This is a genomic window from Mediterraneibacter flintii, from assembly GCF_055387595.1.
Genome location: NZ_AP031405.1, coordinates 249,706 through 265,187, shown reverse-complemented (window position 1 = coordinate 265,187; position 15,482 = coordinate 249,706). Strand labels below are relative to the sequence as shown.

Annotated in this window: 16 protein-coding genes and 1 pseudogene; 2 read left to right on the top strand and 15 right to left on the bottom strand. The window is 44.1% G+C overall.

All coding sequences use genetic code 11. The features are described 5' to 3' along the window. Nucleotides 1-2: 2 nt before the first annotated feature. Nucleotides 3-989, top strand: a complete 987-nt coding sequence (locus tag ACZ5C4_RS01240; protein ID WP_464519450.1) for an AraC family transcriptional regulator — start codon at nt 3-5, stop codon at nt 987-989. Here the strand turns inward: ACZ5C4_RS01240 and ACZ5C4_RS01235 are convergent. Together ACZ5C4_RS01235 and ACZ5C4_RS01230 are read right to left on the bottom strand one after the other, a co-directional pair. Then, nucleotides 979-2,547: a DUF5605 domain-containing protein gene (locus ACZ5C4_RS01235; RefSeq protein ID WP_464519449.1), complete on the bottom strand. Its 1,569-nt coding sequence runs from the start codon at nt 2,545-2,547 to the stop codon at nt 979-981. The two genes, ACZ5C4_RS01240 and ACZ5C4_RS01235, sit on opposite strands and share 11 nt — an antisense overlap. Nucleotides 2,548-2,816: 269 nt before the next feature. After that, nucleotides 2,817-2,936: pseudogene (locus ACZ5C4_RS01230) on the bottom strand (dihydrodipicolinate reductase); the annotation flags it as partial. Nucleotides 2,937-3,154: 218 nt separating this feature from the next. On the opposite strand from ACZ5C4_RS01230, the gene ACZ5C4_RS01225 reads away from it, so the two are divergent. Then, a complete protein-coding gene (locus ACZ5C4_RS01225) occupies nt 3,155-4,381 on the top strand; it encodes an ATP-binding protein (protein ID WP_464519448.1) in 1,227 nt (408 codons plus the stop codon). 103 nt (nt 4,382-4,484) lie between these two features. Here the strand turns inward: ACZ5C4_RS01225 and ACZ5C4_RS01220 are convergent, their stop codons facing one another. The 13 genes from ACZ5C4_RS01220 to ACZ5C4_RS01160 form a co-directional block, all read right to left on the bottom strand. Next, the gene (locus ACZ5C4_RS01220) at nt 4,485-6,218 is read right to left on the bottom strand and encodes an autotransporter outer membrane beta-barrel domain-containing protein (protein ID WP_464519447.1); all 1,734 of its coding nucleotides are present in this window, start codon (nt 6,216-6,218) and stop codon (nt 4,485-4,487) included. A 156-nt stretch (nt 6,219-6,374) separates the two neighbouring features. Then, the gene (gene rpsR, locus ACZ5C4_RS01215; RefSeq protein ID WP_022074687.1) at nt 6,375-6,641 is read right to left on the bottom strand and encodes a 30S ribosomal protein S18; all 267 of its coding nucleotides are present in this window, start codon (nt 6,639-6,641) and stop codon (nt 6,375-6,377) included. Between the two features lie 25 nt (nt 6,642-6,666). Continuing rightward, nucleotides 6,667-7,110 (bottom strand): single-stranded DNA-binding protein, encoded by a 444-nt coding sequence (locus ACZ5C4_RS01210; RefSeq protein ID WP_186876069.1) that lies wholly within the window; start codon nt 7,108-7,110, stop codon nt 6,667-6,669. A 14-nt stretch (nt 7,111-7,124) separates the two neighbouring features. Then, nucleotides 7,125-7,412, bottom strand: coding sequence for a 30S ribosomal protein S6 (rpsF, locus tag ACZ5C4_RS01205; RefSeq protein WP_464519446.1), 288 nt, complete (start codon nt 7,410-7,412; stop codon nt 7,125-7,127). Between the two features lie 122 nt (nt 7,413-7,534). Continuing rightward, nucleotides 7,535-7,723 carry a DUF951 domain-containing protein gene (locus ACZ5C4_RS01200; RefSeq protein WP_186876067.1) on the bottom strand — a complete coding sequence of 63 codons (189 nt, stop codon included), beginning with the start codon at nt 7,721-7,723 and terminating at the stop codon, nt 7,535-7,537. Further along, a complete protein-coding gene (gene srtB / locus ACZ5C4_RS01195; protein ID WP_464519445.1) occupies nt 7,724-8,530 on the bottom strand; it encodes a class B sortase in 807 nt (268 codons plus the stop codon). Nucleotides 8,531-8,536: 6 nt separating this feature from the next. Next, on the bottom strand, nt 8,537-9,172 hold the full coding sequence (locus ACZ5C4_RS01190) for a lactate utilization protein (protein ID WP_464519444.1): 636 nt from the start codon (nt 9,170-9,172) through the stop codon (nt 8,537-8,539). A gap of 80 nt (nt 9,173-9,252) precedes the next feature. Continuing rightward, on the bottom strand, nt 9,253-10,764 hold the full coding sequence (locus ACZ5C4_RS01185) for an ATP-binding protein (RefSeq protein ID WP_464519443.1): 1,512 nt from the start codon (nt 10,762-10,764) through the stop codon (nt 9,253-9,255). Further along, nucleotides 10,733-12,097 carry a vWA domain-containing protein gene (locus tag ACZ5C4_RS01180; protein WP_464519442.1) on the bottom strand — a complete coding sequence of 455 codons (1,365 nt, stop codon included), beginning with the start codon at nt 12,095-12,097 and terminating at the stop codon, nt 10,733-10,735. Before ACZ5C4_RS01180 ends, ACZ5C4_RS01185 begins: the two co-directional genes overlap by 32 nt. A gap of 51 nt (nt 12,098-12,148) precedes the next feature. Further along, complete coding sequence (locus ACZ5C4_RS01175) at nt 12,149-13,105, bottom strand: leucine-rich repeat domain-containing protein (protein WP_464519441.1); 957 nt, start codon at nt 13,103-13,105, stop codon at nt 12,149-12,151. A 29-nt stretch (nt 13,106-13,134) separates the two neighbouring features. Then, nucleotides 13,135-13,809: a fructose-bisphosphatase class III gene (locus tag ACZ5C4_RS01170; protein ID WP_464519440.1), complete on the bottom strand. Its 675-nt coding sequence runs from the start codon at nt 13,807-13,809 to the stop codon at nt 13,135-13,137. Nucleotides 13,810-13,900: 91 nt separating this feature from the next. Continuing rightward, nucleotides 13,901-14,218 (bottom strand): hypothetical protein, encoded by a 318-nt coding sequence (locus ACZ5C4_RS01165; protein WP_464519439.1) that lies wholly within the window; start codon nt 14,216-14,218, stop codon nt 13,901-13,903. Beyond that, a complete protein-coding gene (locus tag ACZ5C4_RS01160) occupies nt 14,215-15,450 on the bottom strand; it encodes a Y-family DNA polymerase (RefSeq protein WP_464519438.1) in 1,236 nt (411 codons plus the stop codon). The genes ACZ5C4_RS01165 and ACZ5C4_RS01160 overlap by 4 nt, the downstream gene beginning before the upstream one ends. Nucleotides 15,451-15,482 lie beyond the last annotated feature (32 nt).

Below are 15,482 nucleotides of genomic sequence, written 5' to 3'. Positions count from 1 at the left end.
CTATGAATCTGAAAAGTATTTTATACGAAACTATACACCAGAATATCCCGGAGGTTCCTCTGCCCGCAAGCTATGAAGAGCATCTTGACTGTATGGTAAAAACATTCCATTTTTGCCATGACAGATATCTTCGCTCTTTGCATGGTGAACTGTATCTGACCGGATGGCATACCGGAAAAGATTCTATTCAGAGAGTATTTCACACCACCTTATCTTCCCCTATTCTACGCGCATGGAATACGCCATTCAAAAATGGTATGCGTGGCGTCTTTCATGCTCACACCAATACGGAATTCATCTATGCGGCAGATGGAATATCCTATTTTTTTGTAAACGGAGAAAAAGTCTCTCTCTTTCCCGGAGAGATTCTGCTGATCAACCCTGGTGTTCCGCATGCAGAATTCCTTTATTCGGAGGAGAGTGCTGTATTTTCTCTCGGTGTAAATACCGACTTCCCTGATAGCCACGATTTCACTTATGCTGTCCTCTCTCCCCTGGCAGATGCTTCTGATATGTCCGTTTTTTTCCGCCTACTGCTCTTAGAGCTGTACGGCAGGTGCCCAGGCAAAGCTCTGCCAGACTCCGTTTCTCCGAAGCGGGTACGTCATATACTGGAAAAGGATTTTCATATTCGCCAAATGCGGCATGAGATTTCCCCATACCGCGCCCTGACCTGCAGTATCTATTCTTATGTCCTGACTCATTATCCCACTACATCCGCCGCAGATATTGCCGGACATTTTCACTACAACGCTGATTATCTGAACAGGATCTTCCGCAAGGAAAATGCTGTCACTCTGGCTTCTTTTATCCAGAATATACGTCTGGGAGAAGCTTTTCGGATGATAAATGAAACGCAACTTCCCATCGGGCAGATCATTCATTATGTGGGATATCAAAATCAGGGATATTTTTACCGCATCTTCACACATAGGTATGGCATTAGCCCCGGGGAGCTTCGGAAGAAAGCGCAGTCAATCAGTTCTTAGAGCCGGCGTCTTCCCTCTTTATGCGGATTGCCATATATTCCCGTCCGGGAAGCCGAATTTTTGTATATCCGCTGTGGACGCCTGCATCTGTTATAGTCATATTCCACGTGTCAATTATCTCAAACCGAAAACACTCATTTTCCGGCAGGTGGAACTCTCTTCTCGACGGACGGCAAAATCCATAATAATGTATCTCGTAATCCGCGTACTTCACAGGCGCAAAATACGTCCATTCTTCCCGCACTTCCGTCCGATAAGGAATACCAACAATCTCGTCAAATGCCCGTTTCGTATACTTTAAATATGTTCCTGGAGTCTCCTCCATGATTTTTCTAAGAAATCCTATCCTTGGGGCACTTGTCCCATAGAGTGCACCGCCGTGAGACCACCATATCGTCTCTCCTTCATATGTCTCTCCGTGCCCTGCGGCTCCTCCGCGTAAAAATGCTTCCCAGAATCTCCTGACAAGTTCTTCGCCCGAGATGTTTCCCCACCCCTGCGGCATATTCCCCTCATAGCTGATTTCATCCCAGACAACAGGTTTCCCGTATTGTTTCATATAAGTATCCGTAAGTTCAGCGCATTGATACAAATTATTGCGCTGCATACTGCAGTGGGTAATCCATTCTTTCCTGTAGTCATAAAATTCCCTACAGTTATGTATAGAGAGCATATGCCCGTACGGATCGTTCTTTTTTACAAGTTCTCCCAGTTCATCCCATTCTACTTCTGTCTTCGTCATCATATCGTATTCATTTGCCATGGACCACCAAACATTACGGTATGCCGCATATCTTGCCACGACATACTCTATATACAGTCGGTCACATTCCCGTGTCATATTAGAAAATCCCCATTTATCATAAGGGTGCATCAAGATAATATCTGCTTCGATCCCCATATCACATAACTGTGCAATCCGTCTGTCAAATTTACGGAACAATTCTGGATTAAACTGAAAGCAGTCGAAATCTGTGATATCTTTTTTCTCCCTTTCCGCTGAAAACTGTATTGTAATCGCGCGTTTTATTCGTTCCTCATCAATCCCCCTCCGTTTTCCCCTCTTATACGGATATATCTTCGGCTCCCTTTCATTAAACGGATAAAATTTGGGGAAAATACAGAACCGCAATTTATTGAATATACCGTCAGACAATGTCTTCAATGTCTGTTCCTGTAACTCCTCCGGCTGATACATCCATGCATAGCAAGTTGTCCCGAAAGAGTAATGCGGTGTGCCATCTGAGTAGGCCAGGTAGTACTGTTCAACCGTTTTCACCATTCCGTGATTATTTTTATCTGCCGGGGCGACCGCCTCAATCTCACCCTCATACTGCATATCTGAAAAACTGCCATACACTCTATAATGATATATCCCTGTCTTGCAGCACATAAATCGGACTTTGTATATACCACCACCGTCATAAAAACCGCATATCACTTTCCTGTCACCTTCGTTTACAAGCTCCACGTATATCTTATAGTCAGTGAATGGATTGCCCTCTTCTTTCCCTTGAAATGTCAATTCTACCATTTCCCATTGTTCTGTCCTCTGCATAGCAAAAATGCACCTCCTGCTTTATGAAAATATCACTCTGATATTTTATACTATCATATTCTGAGATGCATTTTCCATGTCCTATTCCGACTAATGCATTAGTCTTATATGCTATTTAAAATAAGAAATATGCTGCCGTCAGTTGCCTCCGACCATAAAAAATTCCCTGCCGCCCGCATTTTTACGCACAACAGGGAATCCGTCCAACATAATTTTCCATCAATTGAATAAGAAAAGGGGTTCCTCTTCTTATCCATGCTCAAGAACTCCTCCGGATGTGCCACCTCAGCCTCAAACCGTTCCGGCGTAAAGCCTGCGCCGTGCGCTTCGCCGAGAGCCAGTCCGTAATCTTCTGCATTGCAACTTACCGCGCCTTCAATTTTCGTAATTTTATTGGCCCCATCAAAGAATAAAAAACAGCGGGCAGGATAAACTATACCCATTCGGGCATACTGTAACTTAGATGCTACGCATGGGCATGCTCCGCACGACAAGATATCAAATAAGTATGTGATTCCTTTTGACTCCGTTGACAGAATTGTTATTTCAGGATAAAATAAAGTAAACTTTATATTTTCCTAAAATCAAAAAGAAAAGGGGTTATATTATGACATATATTGAGCGTACATTAGAAAGAAAATTTCTGCGTATGAGTTCTTTCTTTAAAGCAATCCTTGTAACGGGCGCGCGGCAGGTAGGAAAAACCACAATGTTAAAGCACCTGGCAGAAGGGCAGAACAGAACCTATGTTACTATGGATAATATGATGGCGAGGATGCTTGCACAGACGGACCCTGTTCTGTTCTTTCAAACGTATAAGCCGCCGATTATCATTGACGAAATACAGAAAGCGCCGGAACTATTTGAACAAATCAAAATCATGTGCGATGAAACCGAAGAACGCGGCTTATTCTGGCTGACCGGTTCCCAGCAATATAAAATGATAAAAAATATCCGTGAAACTTTGGCTGGAAGAATTGGAATTTTAGAATTATACAGTCTTTCTAAAAACGAAGTAGACGGAGAACTCTTTTCAAACAAGCTGGATTTCTCCTTGCCTTGCCTGCTGGAACGGCAGACAGCGGCCAAAAAGAATGATATTGTAGATGTATTTGAACATATATGGCGCGGAGGTATGCCGGACGCTTTGAGCGCTGACGCCGAGCAGCGACAGGAATATTTCAATTCTTATATTGAAACCTATCTTATGCGCGATGTAGCGGAAGAAGGAGGCATTACGGATTCAGTACGCTTTCGGAAGTTTCTTAACGCCTGTGCAGCGCTGACCGCAGAACAGGTGAATTATAAAACCTTAGCTGACGCGGCGGAAGTTTCACAGCCAACAGCTAAAGAATGGCTGCGGATTCTTCAAGGTTTGGGGATTGTATATCTTCTTCCCCCGTTTGCGAATAATGAACTGAAACGTCTGTCTAAGACGCCGAAGCTCTATTTCTGTGATACCGGCCTGTGCGCGTACCTGTCCATGTGGCTTACCAGAGATGCCCTGATGAACGGGGCCGCAAACGGACATTATTTTGAAAACTATATTGTCGTTGAACTTTTGAAAAATTTTTCTTATTCGGCAGATAAAGCGAATCTGACCTACTACCGTGATTCCAATGCAAAGGAAATTGATGTGATTGTGGAAGAAAATGGGCTGATTCACCCATTAGAGATAAAAAAATCCGCAAATCCAGACCGAAGGGAGGTCAAAAAATATGAACTGATCGACAAAACAAAACTGGAACGTGGCTGCGGCGGTATTATCTGCATGTGCGAGGAAGTGATACCGATTGATAAGCTGAATTGTTTTATTCCCTGTAATCTGATATAAAGTGTATAATAAAGGGCAGTTGGTTATTTCCCTGCTGCCCGCATTTTTACGCGCAACAGGGAATCCACCCAGCACCTCTTCTCTTTTAGAAGTAGGTTCTTCTCTATTTCACTTTATTTTTTCTGATAGCAACAATCGTTCCCAAAACGCAGACGGCCGCTACTACCAGCACTATACAAATGGCAGTTATATTCGCTGTATCTCCTGTTACAGGAACAGAAGATAGCTTTGCCACCTTATCCGGTGTTTTGTTATTTGTTTTCTCATTATCTTTTCCCGGGTTTTTCTCTCCGGTTGCCGCAATGACAGTATCCTTCTGTGTAATCTCCTGGGTCAATGCAGCGTCTTTAAAATATGTTCCGCATTCTGCGCAGTACCAGTATTCAATATTGCCATCCTCTTTGGCAGTTGCTTCTTTTGCCGGCACCTTCTCCGCCTTATGTCCTATCGGAGCAATTATAGTATCTTCACGGGCAATCTCCTGGGACAGCTCCGCGTCTGCGTAATATTTTCCACACTCTTCACAATACCAGTAGGCTTTATTTCCTGCCTCTGTACAAGTAGGAGCTTTCTCCTCTACCTTCTGCACATTTGCATGTGTAATTACCGGTTCTCCCACCTCTACCTCCTGGTTATTTACACTGACTGTTCCATTTCCAGAATTCGTTACCTCTACGCCTTCTATTGAAACTGTGAGCTCCGCATCTCCTTTTACGACATCAATTTTAGAACCGTTTTGTGCCAGTTCTCCTACGGCCGCGTTGATTTCCTCCTGGGCTCCCACTACATAAACTGTACCGGAATCTGTACCGGTATGACTGATAACCGTCTCTTCTCCGGACACATACTCTGTCGGCGCTGTACTATAAGTGCCTCCTGTAATTGTTGTTGTACTCGGCTGATCGCTCGTGTATGCTTTTGTAATTCCGGGTGCATTAAAGTCACCACCGTGTACAGCATTAGCAGAACCGCTGAACGTATAAAACAGCTCTTTTCCACTGTTCACTGTTACAGAACTGCCCTCTGCCGGATCAATCGTCGTATTTCTGGTCTGGAAAGCATATCCTGCCGTATCAATCACTCCGCCCGTCACTGATACCGGTGTAAAAGCAGCATATATGCCCATTGTAGCAGATTCAATGGTTCCTCCAGAAATTACCACAGACTCCGCACTGTTATTCACATAAATGGCTGCCTTAGAACTATAGGTAGCACTCGTTTTCACTGTGCCGCTTTCCAAACTAAATGTCCCGTTATTGACGTACACAGCCTCTGCGCCTTCCGCCGTATTTTCTACCGTTCCGCCGTTTACGGTCGCCTTAGTACCGGAGCCATTTACATGAAGCGCTTTTCCGCTGGAAGCTACATTTAGCACCGTCCCTCCAGATATTGTAACATCACTTCCGCTGTTTGCAAACAGAGCATATCCGCTGGAAGCTGTATTCTCTAAAGTGCCTCCTGTCAGAGTAAAGCTGCCTCCGTTTACCTGAATCAGTGTTTTGGAACTGGAAGTGACGCCTTCATTAGTAATTTTTCCACTCCCCACACTATCCTCAATTATAAGACTTCCTCCGGAGTTTATAAAATACGCATACTGTCCGTATCCTGCAACCTTTACCGTATGTCCGTTTAAATCCAAGACTACATTTCCTCTTATCGTCGGATAGTCCGAAAATTCCGTCTCTAAAACAACGTCCGTCATCAGCTTGTACACGCCACTTTCAGGAAGGCTTGTACTGTCATTCCACTCCGCGTAATCCTGCGCATGGACTGTAACCGGAAGCAACGCCACAAACATAAACAGAGCAAGCAGCATGGGTAATACTTTCTTTCTCATTTCCCCAAAATCCCCTTTCTTATTCAATACCTTAATGTAGATCAAATCCAGTATACCCCCCCCCCCATATTTTTTTGTCAACTATAAAATAGAAAAAAGCTGAGATTCTGCGGCTTTCCGCTAATCCCAGCTTTCTTTTTTTATTATATTCTGTAATTAATCCTGTACATACGGCATCAAAGAGATATGTCTTGCTCTCTTAATTGCCACAGTAAGAGCTCTCTGATGTTTTGCACAGTTTCCTGTGATTCTTCTTGGAAGAATTTTTCCTCTTTCAGAGACATATTTCTTTAACTTTGCTACGTCTTTATAATCGATTTCATTGTTTTCTTTTCCACAGAATACGCACACTTTTTTTCTTCTGCGCGCTGGGCCTCTTCTCTTGAAGCCGCCCTCTGGTTTACTTCCCTTTTCGTAAGCCATGACCAGTCTCTCCTTTCACAATTCTCTAATTAAACGGCAATTCTTCGTCAATTCCATCCGGAATGTTCATAAATCCGTCTCCCGCGTCAACGCTTGGCGCCGGACTTGGAGCTGACTGCTGGAAAGCGCCTCTGTTCGCTTCACTTTCGGCTCTGCTCTCTGCAAATTCCTGTTCTTCTATAATAACCTCTGTGGTATATACCTTGATACCATCTTTATTCGTATAGCTTCCAGTCTGAATACGTCCGGAAACAGAAACCCGCATTCCCTGGCGGAAATATTTCTCTGCGAACTCCGCCGAACGTCCAAATACTACGCACGGAATGAAATCTGCAGTAGGTTCATTGTCGCGTTTAAATCTGCGGTCTACAGCTATTGTATATCTGCCGACTGCTGTTCCGTTCTCTCCTTGTGAATACCGAATCTCAGGGTCTCTTGTCAACCTTCCTACTAAAATCGCCTTATTCATATATACCTCTTTCTTTATGCTTCCTGTTTCACGCACAAATATCTGATCACATTGTCCATGATACGGATACGCTGTTCTACTTCTCCCGGAACAGTCGTGTCAGATTCGAAGTGGATGAAGTAGTAATATCCTTCTTTCATCTTCTGGATTTCGTAAGCAAGTCTTCTCTTGCCCCACTCATCAACATCTGTCACATTGCCGCCGAAACGTGCGATCAATGCTTTCACTTTTTCGATGACTTCTGCTCTCGCTTCATCCTCAAGCTTTGCGCTGATAACAACAGCTAATTCATACTTGTTCATGTGTTCTTGCACCTCCTTATGGTCTCTGGCTCCCGGACAAGCCGGGAACAAGGATAATTAATTTCTGTCATATAACGACAGTATGTCACGGTTAAATATCATACCATAAGAACTGGTTTCTTTCAAGCTTTTTTCGTAATTTCCTTTGTATTTTTTTCCACCAGCCTGCGTGGCACCATAATCTGATGTCCGCATCCAATACACTTTAACCTAAAGTCTGCCCCTACCCGCAGAATTTCCCATTCATGGCTTCCACATGGGTGTGGCTTTTTCATTCGGATAACATCTCCGATCTCGTATTTTTCCGGCATTTATTCTCCTCCTACTTCTTCCACCAGCACGCCCTGTACAAGAAAACGTTCATCATCATTTACATTTGTACAAGTAGAAAGGCTTACGATTTTCGATTGCGCATTCAATTCCACGTCCACTTTATAATTTGACGATTCCTGACACACTTCCAGATACTTTACATAGTCTTCCTCTGTGGCATAAGTCATATTATAATTTTCCGCGGTATCCTTTACCACCCCTGCCGAAAACACCTGATAGGTTCTCGTTTTTCCGTCTGGCGTATAAATATAAAAATATGGGTATTCCTTACAAAAACTCTCTTCTGCATATTCTTCCAGCTTAGAGAACATTTCTCCCCCGCTGTTTAAATGATGCCCGTATATAAAAGTATTTCTGTCCGAAAAGCTGGAATTGCTCCTCATGTCCATGAAAATCGCTCCCAACTTGTTGTCGTTCGCGGAAAACGTCTTTGTAAGATACTCCACATTATCCTTACTCTTCACTACCGGATAGCTAATAATAGAAGGCTCCTCAAACCGTATCCATGCCACTGTATCTGGATTTTCTTTGAGAAGTGCGTCAAAATCTACCGTGAAGCCTTCTCCTTTATCATCTGTGATAATTGCCAGTTCCTTAATTTCGTCGTATTCTTTTCCCCCTACATAGTAGGGTACCAGCATCATAACAAGCTGATATGCCGAAAATACAAAGACGCAGACTGCCGCCAATAAGACAACTGTAGATACGACGTTGAACGTATTTTTTCTGCCTGCTGTTTTTTTCTTCCTCGCACCTCTTTTTTTTCTTCTGTCCATTTCTGCCATAACTCCTTAAAATCCCAAATTCTCTCCTACTAAAATGACTTTGATTCTCTTCGCAGCTCTCGAGAAACGGGTAACTAATATCTGACAGCAGATACACTGTTCTTTCTTGCAATCAAAACAGCTCCCGTTTTTTACACAGGGCGTGTCAATCCCGAATCTCTGTGCGTTAACAGGCGCAGCCTCATTCCTGGCTCTGCTCATGGCATCCTGTTCCGTTTTTACAACCTTATTCATTCCAACTATCAGAAGTACGTTCTTAGGTCCAAACGCGTATGCCGCAATCCGGTTCGCATTTCCGTCAATATTGATAAGCACTCCGTCCTCACTCATTGCGTTGACACTGCCAAGATAGTAATCACAGGTAAATGCTTTGAGCGCAATTTCCTGTTTCTCTTCCGGACTTTCAGCCTTGTCTCGGTCATAAAATGTATACTCTGCACCGGACAGCATATCGGTAAGTCCTATTTCTCTTACAGATTTAGAGCCCCCCATATTGATAGTGCTTCCCTTTGGAATCAATTTCAGCGCCTGACAGACTGCCTCTTCCTTTGTTTTTACATAATAAGCCTCCATATTACGGGACTCGAGCGCCTTTACAACTCGTTTCCCCAGCGCGTCATTTCTCATCTCTCTGACATCCATTTTTACATTCTCCTTCCTTTTCTATCCCTCTCCGGTTGAACTCCACTTCTTTTTATCTTATCACATCTTTCTGGCAGGATCTATTTGATTCCTACATTCAGCATCCCTTCTGCCTCGTCCATCTGCTGCAGTATTTCCTGCTGTCGGTTGTCAAACAAAAGCCCTTTGTTATATTTGTAATACTGGTCGCATCCATTTTCTTTGATAAACCATACACTGTAATAGTTCGCATTTAATTCTGTAATAAATGCAACCATTTCCTGGCTTTCCCCAAATGCCGCCTCCATAAAGTCAAAGACATGCGTCAGTATCTCCCCTGTGTGTTCCATAAGACTTTCTCTTTCCTGTGTCTTGCGCGCAAACATTCGGCGGACTTCGTCAAACGCAGCATCTCCGATAAACAGCTCTCCTTTTAATTCCCGCGCATATCTTTCCAGAGCATCAATCACGTCTTGGAAAATCTGCTCCTCCTGTCTGGTAAGAAGCTCTGCCTTTTTTTGTCTTTCCATATCTTTCTGCGCCAGATTCTTAACGTCCTCCAGCAGCATTGCCGACTGATTATCCCTGTAATAAAGAAGATATTCGTAAAGCTTCGCCACAAATGCATCCATCTTAAAGCACTCTGTGAAAAGACTGCCCAGCTTTCCATTTAACAGACTGACAATACTTAAATGCTCGTCAAAGGCCGCCGCCCTGATTTTCTTTAAAACTTCCTCTGTCCATCTGCCCTCCAGTATCTCCTCTACTTTGTAATCCTTCTTATATTTATAATAGAGTTCCAGATAATTCGCGAAATCCTTTGCAATCACAGGATACTGGATATATTGGGATACAACGTCCCGGTCTGTCTTTTTCCCCAGGCTTTCATATACCTGTATGAGTCTGGCAAGATCCTCCCAGCCCCTCGCTGTCGCAAAGAGCTTTCCATCCACTGTGTTTTCAATCCGGTAAAAGTTTTCTCTGCGAAGCTCCAGATAGGAAATCACTGCGGGATGGATTTCTTCCTTGTACGCATATTCTTTCCACACCTGAAAATCTGCTTCCACCTCGATTTTTTTCAGACGATCCAAAGTCACCACGTCAAACTCTCTCACCGATTTATTGTATTGCGGCGGATTTCCTGCGGCAACAATGATCCAGCCCTTCGGGACTTCCTGGTTCCCAAAGGTTTTTCCCTGCAAAAACTGCAGCATCATAGGCGCAAGTGTTTCTGATACACAGTTGATCTCATCGATAAACAAAATTCCTTCCTTTATTCCTGTCTTTTCTATCTTCTCATAGACAGAGGCGATAATTTCACTCATTGTATATTCTGTTACCGAAAACCGCTTTCCCTGAAATTCTTTTTCTTTGATAAATGGCAGTCCCACAGCGCTCTGACGTGTATGATGGGTGATTGTGTATGCCACCAGCCCGATTTTCAGTTCTCTGGCTATCTGCTCCATAATCTGGGTTTTTCCAATCCCCGGCGCGCCCATCAGAAGGACAGGGCGCTGCCGCACTAGAGGAATCACATATTCCCCGAACCGATCCTTTTTTAAGTATGCTTCTATAGAATCTTTAATTTCCTGTTTCGCCCGTTTTATATCCATGCTTTTCTCTCCATTCTTCGCCTGTCAATATCAGCTTCATAGCCCATGAGGGCACGTCCGCGTCCTTATATTCTTCCTCCAGGAATACAAATGCCGTCTGATAGGGCGGCATCTTATTCGGATAAATCCCATATCCGTCTGTAAAATAAATCAGCCCTTTTAAATTCTCAAACTCCCCCTGCTCTACCATGCGCGTGCAGTGCTCAAAGGCCGGCCTGAAATCCGTCCCGCCCTCTCCGAAAAGCTGCAGATGTTCCATGTATTCTTTTAATTCCTCCGAAGAGGTGATTTTTACATCTGACTGTACCTCTTCGTCACACTGTATCATATGCACATTGACTTTTTTAAAGAAGCCGTCTTCTTCCGTCAGCACGCTGTAGGTCTCTTCCAGAAACTTCCGGACAAGAGCTCCGGAACAGGACATGGAGGTGTCAATAACAACAGCAAACTCTTTGACTTTTTTGACTTCCTTTGTCTCCTGCGGTTCAATCAGCGGCATGTTGCCGTACAGAGAAAGCCCGTAACTGTAAAAATGATAATCAAAGGTATCCGGATCGACACCAAGCTCCTCCTGCAAAACAGAAAACTTCCGCAGAAACTCTTTATAATCATACCGTTCCTTGTTCTGTATTTTCAACTGTTCCAGAAAGCTTCCACTCTTTTCTGACGCCTCTTTGGAAAAGGTCTCCAGATCGGTTTCCATCCTCTCATCTATTTCCTGCCATTTTTTATTCAGATTCGGATCTGGTCTCTTCTGCGGATTTTGATTTTCCCAGTACCGGTGATCATCCACATAGAACTCACGCTCCAATTTTTCTATGTCCCTTTGTGGAAGCTCCCACTGTCTTAACAGCTTGTAAATCCGTTCCGCATGGAGTGTCTTTTTTTCCGCCTCTAGCTTTCGATACGTTTCTCTTCGCAAAAGGCTCCTGGAAAAACGCACTGCCCTCTGGTCACACCCATCTATGATATGTTCCGCCGCTATATCGCAGCTTAAATTCCAATATCTACCATCCATCCCCTGCTTTGTCATATGACGAAAAATACAGTGCAGCACCATATGCAGGTACCCTCTGTTTACCAAAATTCGATTCTGCCGGTACAGTCCTCCCAGCTGCGAGGGGTGAAAGTAAACTGTATTCCCGTCTGTCCCAAATGGAGACACACCAGAATCCATGCAATACATAAAGCTGCTCAAAGCAACATCCATAAACCGCATGCCAAGATACAGCTCATCCCGGGAAGCACGCAGAATCTGGCAGCCAATTTCCTGAAGCCTTCGCTGCGCCTCTTCCCTGTCCTCTGCCGCTATACTGCCTTGACGCTTTTCCATGTGGCCGCCTCCTCTCTGACATATCTATTTTTCATTTTACCTCATATATCCCTATAGCACAAATTTCTTTTTCTTTTCGGGAAACGATTTATGCTTTTCATTCATTAAAAAGCTTAAAAATTCTGTATTCTGTTGTTCTGCCGCCGTTTTAATTCCCATTTCCAGCCCTTCCTCCGTCCAGAGTTTCCGCCTGGACATCTCTTTTAATTCCTCCAGCTTTTCCTTCTTTACCAAATACACCAGGATGTCCGGCTGTCTGTCCCTTACAAACTGTTCATAGCTTTCACACGCGCTTTCTGTAAGCTCCGCCGGATAACGCAGACGCTTGAAAATCAAATCCGCCAGAACGTCTGTCTTGTCCTGTGCCTTTGCGACAGAAAAAAGCTCGTCATATTTGCGGCAATCTAGTTCTCTATTATAAAAGCACTGCCGGTAATTATTGCCGGAGCCATGATGCTGTGTAAATAAAATCCGCGCCGGAGTATTTTCCACTGCCTCTTCATAATGCTCTGGAAATACAAGCTGTATTTCCTGTCCGTCCGCATGGGTAAATGTGACATCTATTCTCTGCCACAGGTCTCCTAAGATCTCTTTGACACAGGACTTTTCCCCTGCAAGCATATGCACATGCAATTCTTTCAGCCCGCTGCATCCTGTAAAGGCTCCACTCCCTATCTGTGTGAGACTGTCGGAAAATTCTAACCGCCTCAATTTTTTGCAGCCATAAAAAATATAATTTCCGATTTCTTTTAATGTATTAGGCAGTCTCACCTCCTCGATCTCCCAGCCTGCAAGCAAGTGTTCCTCCTGTCCGAACAGTACAGCTTCTTCTGATTCGCACAGAAATATATCCTTTTCCTCCCTGTCTTTCCTTGCGGAAAAAGCATAGGCAGAGACCTTCGTCACCGGCATACCGTCTATTACCTCCGGCACCCGCACGCTTCTGTCCGTTCCAAAGCACCGTACAATCTCGATTTCCTTTCCTTGTATTCTATAATGAATCTTCATGTTGTCCTTCTTTCCACTTTTCCTGTCCTTCACTCCATACTTTTTGTATAAAACTCTTCTCCCGTTTCCAGGCACAGGCAGCCAAGTCTACCCCCATGCCTTTTAAACACTGCTCCACAGTCTATATCCAGTATCCTTCCATTTGGACTGTGCCAAATACATGCTTTATCCTTCGGGTATCCCCGTAGGATAAATGTGGGAACATGCCCTACAATGGAGATAAAACCCGGGATTCCACTCTGCTTCTCCACGAATTGACTGTCCCAAAGACAGATGTCTTTTCTGTTTCTCACGGAAAGAATTCCATCTGTAGAAGCATGGGCAAGCAGATAGTTCTTCCCGTCTACTTTTATCTTCTTATAATATGGAAGCCCCTTCATCCACTGCACATATTCTGCAATTTTATTACAACCTGACGGACTTCGGCTTAAAATATCGTATGTATTATAGTAATATCCGTAGATACCGCCCTTTAAAATACTGTCATACCAGCCTGCAAACGCGTCCTCATGGTTCCCCATCAGTGCAATGATATTTTCCTGCGCCATAACTGTATCAAGAACCCCCGCCGGATCCGGCCCTCGGTCGATCATATCTCCCAATATATACAAGGTATCACTCGCAGAAAACTGTATCTGATCCAGCATTTCCCATAAAAGCTCTGCCATACCATGTATGTCTGACATTACATATGTGCGTCCCATCTTTTTCACCCGCCTTGCGCATCTTTCTTTTCTGCTACTGTAGTTATTATACTGAAATCAGGCTGTAATAACAATTCTTTCATTGCGTTTCCTACAGTTCCTTCAACCACGCTATTTTCCATTTACATTCTTCCAGATAATAATAGAGTTTAAACAGATACTCCATCTCCTCCTCCACAGCACTGCAAAGATACTCCATGACAGGAATCCCACAGTAATATTTCTTCTCTCTGGTAAGGACGCGGATATTCCGAATACTATGTACTTCCTCCCTTTCCTTATATTTGACCAGCTGTGGTATCGGATTTCCGCCACTGGTAAACCACACCCCGCACGCAATGTCTTCTTGTCTACCTCTTATTTCGCCTGCATCGGGTTTCTGTGTATTGATTCCAATTCCCATGCTCATTTTCGTCTCACGCCTCCTGACATATGATCGATTCTCAGCCCTTTTTCTGTAAATACCGCCCGCTTTACCGCATCTATCCCATACCTTCTCCGGACTCTGTCTATCGTTTCATCTACCCTCTGTAATTTTTCATAATCCGTCCTGTCAAACATATCTATCTGACGTATCCATTCCCCATTCTGTATCTTCCCTGTATAAATGCCAAGATGCCGGATCGGTTTTCCGTCCCACAACTCGTCAAACAGCCGGCAGGCATAACAATAGATTTCTTTTGTAATATTTGTCGCATTAGAAAGCGTCCTTTGATGGCTCGCGTAATGAAACTCCTGGTCTTTTATTCCTACGGCAATCACTTCTGCCCGCACTTTTGCCTCCCGCAGACGCGCTGCCACTGTCTCTGCAAGAGAAAGAAGCACTAGTTTTGCTTCTGATGCCCTCGTTACATCAAACGGAATCGTGGTAGAATTTCCATATCCTTTGTTTGCAGGAGTATCCGGCTGTACAACCGACACGTCCATTCCATTTGCAAACGCCCATATAACCTCGCCATACTTTTTTAAATGCCGTTTCAATATTTCCACATCCGTAACCGCCAGCTCCCCGATTGTCCGGATTCCAAGCTGGCAGAGTTTTTTCGCTGTCGCTCCTCCCACGAAAAACAATTCATTCACCGGAAGTCCCCACATTTTTTCTTTTATTTCGTTTTTCCAAAGAGTGTGTATTCTGTCCGGCTTTTGAAAATCCCCCGCCATCTTTGCCAGCAGCTTGTTCTCAGAAATTCCAATGTTCACTGTAAAACCCAGCTCTCGTTTTACCTGCCTTCGAAGCTGCTGCGCTGCCTCCACAGGAGAACCCCACAGCCCCTGCGTTCCTGTCATATCTGCAAATGCCTCGTCTATAGAGTACGGTTCCACATTCGGTGTATATTGCCGCAGGACTTTCATAAATGCCGCGGAGCACCGTTCATATAGATTATAATTGGGCGGAACCAGAATCAAAGAAGGGTATTTCCTTTTTGCCTCCAGAATCGTCTCTCCTGTCTTTATACCATACCTTTTCGCAGGCACCGACTTTGCCAGAATAATTCCGCGGCGCATGGCAATATCTCCGCCCACCGCAGAAATCTCTTCCCGCAGATCCCTTCTGCCTCCCTGGTGGTGCAGACGGTAGACTGCCTCCCAGGATAAAAAGGCCGAATTTACATCCACATGGAAAATTACTCTTTTCAACATTCTCCCTCCCATTTGCATTTTTATTATCTATT

Excerpts from the sequence above, each read along its gene's own strand:
- ACZ5C4_RS01240 (WP_464519450.1), top strand. The coding sequence starts at position 3 with ATGAATCTGAAAAGTATTTTATACGAAACTATACACCAGAATATCCCG.
- ACZ5C4_RS01235 (WP_464519449.1), bottom strand. The coding sequence starts at position 2,547 with ATGCAGAGGACAGAACAATGGGAAATGGTAGAATTGACATTTCAAGGG.
- ACZ5C4_RS01225 (WP_464519448.1), top strand. The coding sequence starts at position 3,155 with ATGACATATATTGAGCGTACATTAGAAAGAAAATTTCTGCGTATGAGT.
- ACZ5C4_RS01220 (WP_464519447.1), bottom strand. The coding sequence starts at position 6,218 with ATGAGAAAGAAAGTATTACCCATGCTGCTTGCTCTGTTTATGTTTGTG.
- rpsR (WP_022074687.1), bottom strand. The coding sequence starts at position 6,641 with ATGGCTTACGAAAAGGGAAGTAAACCAGAGGGCGGCTTCAAGAGAAGA.
- ACZ5C4_RS01210 (WP_186876069.1), bottom strand. The coding sequence starts at position 7,110 with ATGAATAAGGCGATTTTAGTAGGAAGGTTGACAAGAGACCCTGAGATT.
- rpsF (WP_464519446.1), bottom strand. The coding sequence starts at position 7,412 with ATGAACAAGTATGAATTAGCTGTTGTTATCAGCGCAAAGCTTGAGGAT.
- ACZ5C4_RS01200 (WP_186876067.1), bottom strand. The coding sequence starts at position 7,723 with ATGCCGGAAAAATACGAGATCGGAGATGTTATCCGAATGAAAAAGCCA.
- srtB (WP_464519445.1), bottom strand. The coding sequence starts at position 8,530 with ATGGCAGAAATGGACAGAAGAAAAAAAAGAGGTGCGAGGAAGAAAAAA.
- ACZ5C4_RS01190 (WP_464519444.1), bottom strand. The coding sequence starts at position 9,172 with ATGGATGTCAGAGAGATGAGAAATGACGCGCTGGGGAAACGAGTTGTA.
- ACZ5C4_RS01185 (WP_464519443.1), bottom strand. The coding sequence starts at position 10,764 with ATGGATATAAAACGGGCGAAACAGGAAATTAAAGATTCTATAGAAGCA.
- ACZ5C4_RS01180 (WP_464519442.1), bottom strand. The coding sequence starts at position 12,097 with ATGGAAAAGCGTCAAGGCAGTATAGCGGCAGAGGACAGGGAAGAGGCG.
- ACZ5C4_RS01175 (WP_464519441.1), bottom strand. The coding sequence starts at position 13,105 with ATGAAGATTCATTATAGAATACAAGGAAAGGAAATCGAGATTGTACGG.
- ACZ5C4_RS01170 (WP_464519440.1), bottom strand. The coding sequence starts at position 13,809 with ATGGGACGCACATATGTAATGTCAGACATACATGGTATGGCAGAGCTT.
- ACZ5C4_RS01165 (WP_464519439.1), bottom strand. The coding sequence starts at position 14,218 with ATGAGCATGGGAATTGGAATCAATACACAGAAACCCGATGCAGGCGAA.
- ACZ5C4_RS01160 (WP_464519438.1), bottom strand. The coding sequence starts at position 15,450 with ATGTTGAAAAGAGTAATTTTCCATGTGGATGTAAATTCGGCCTTTTTA.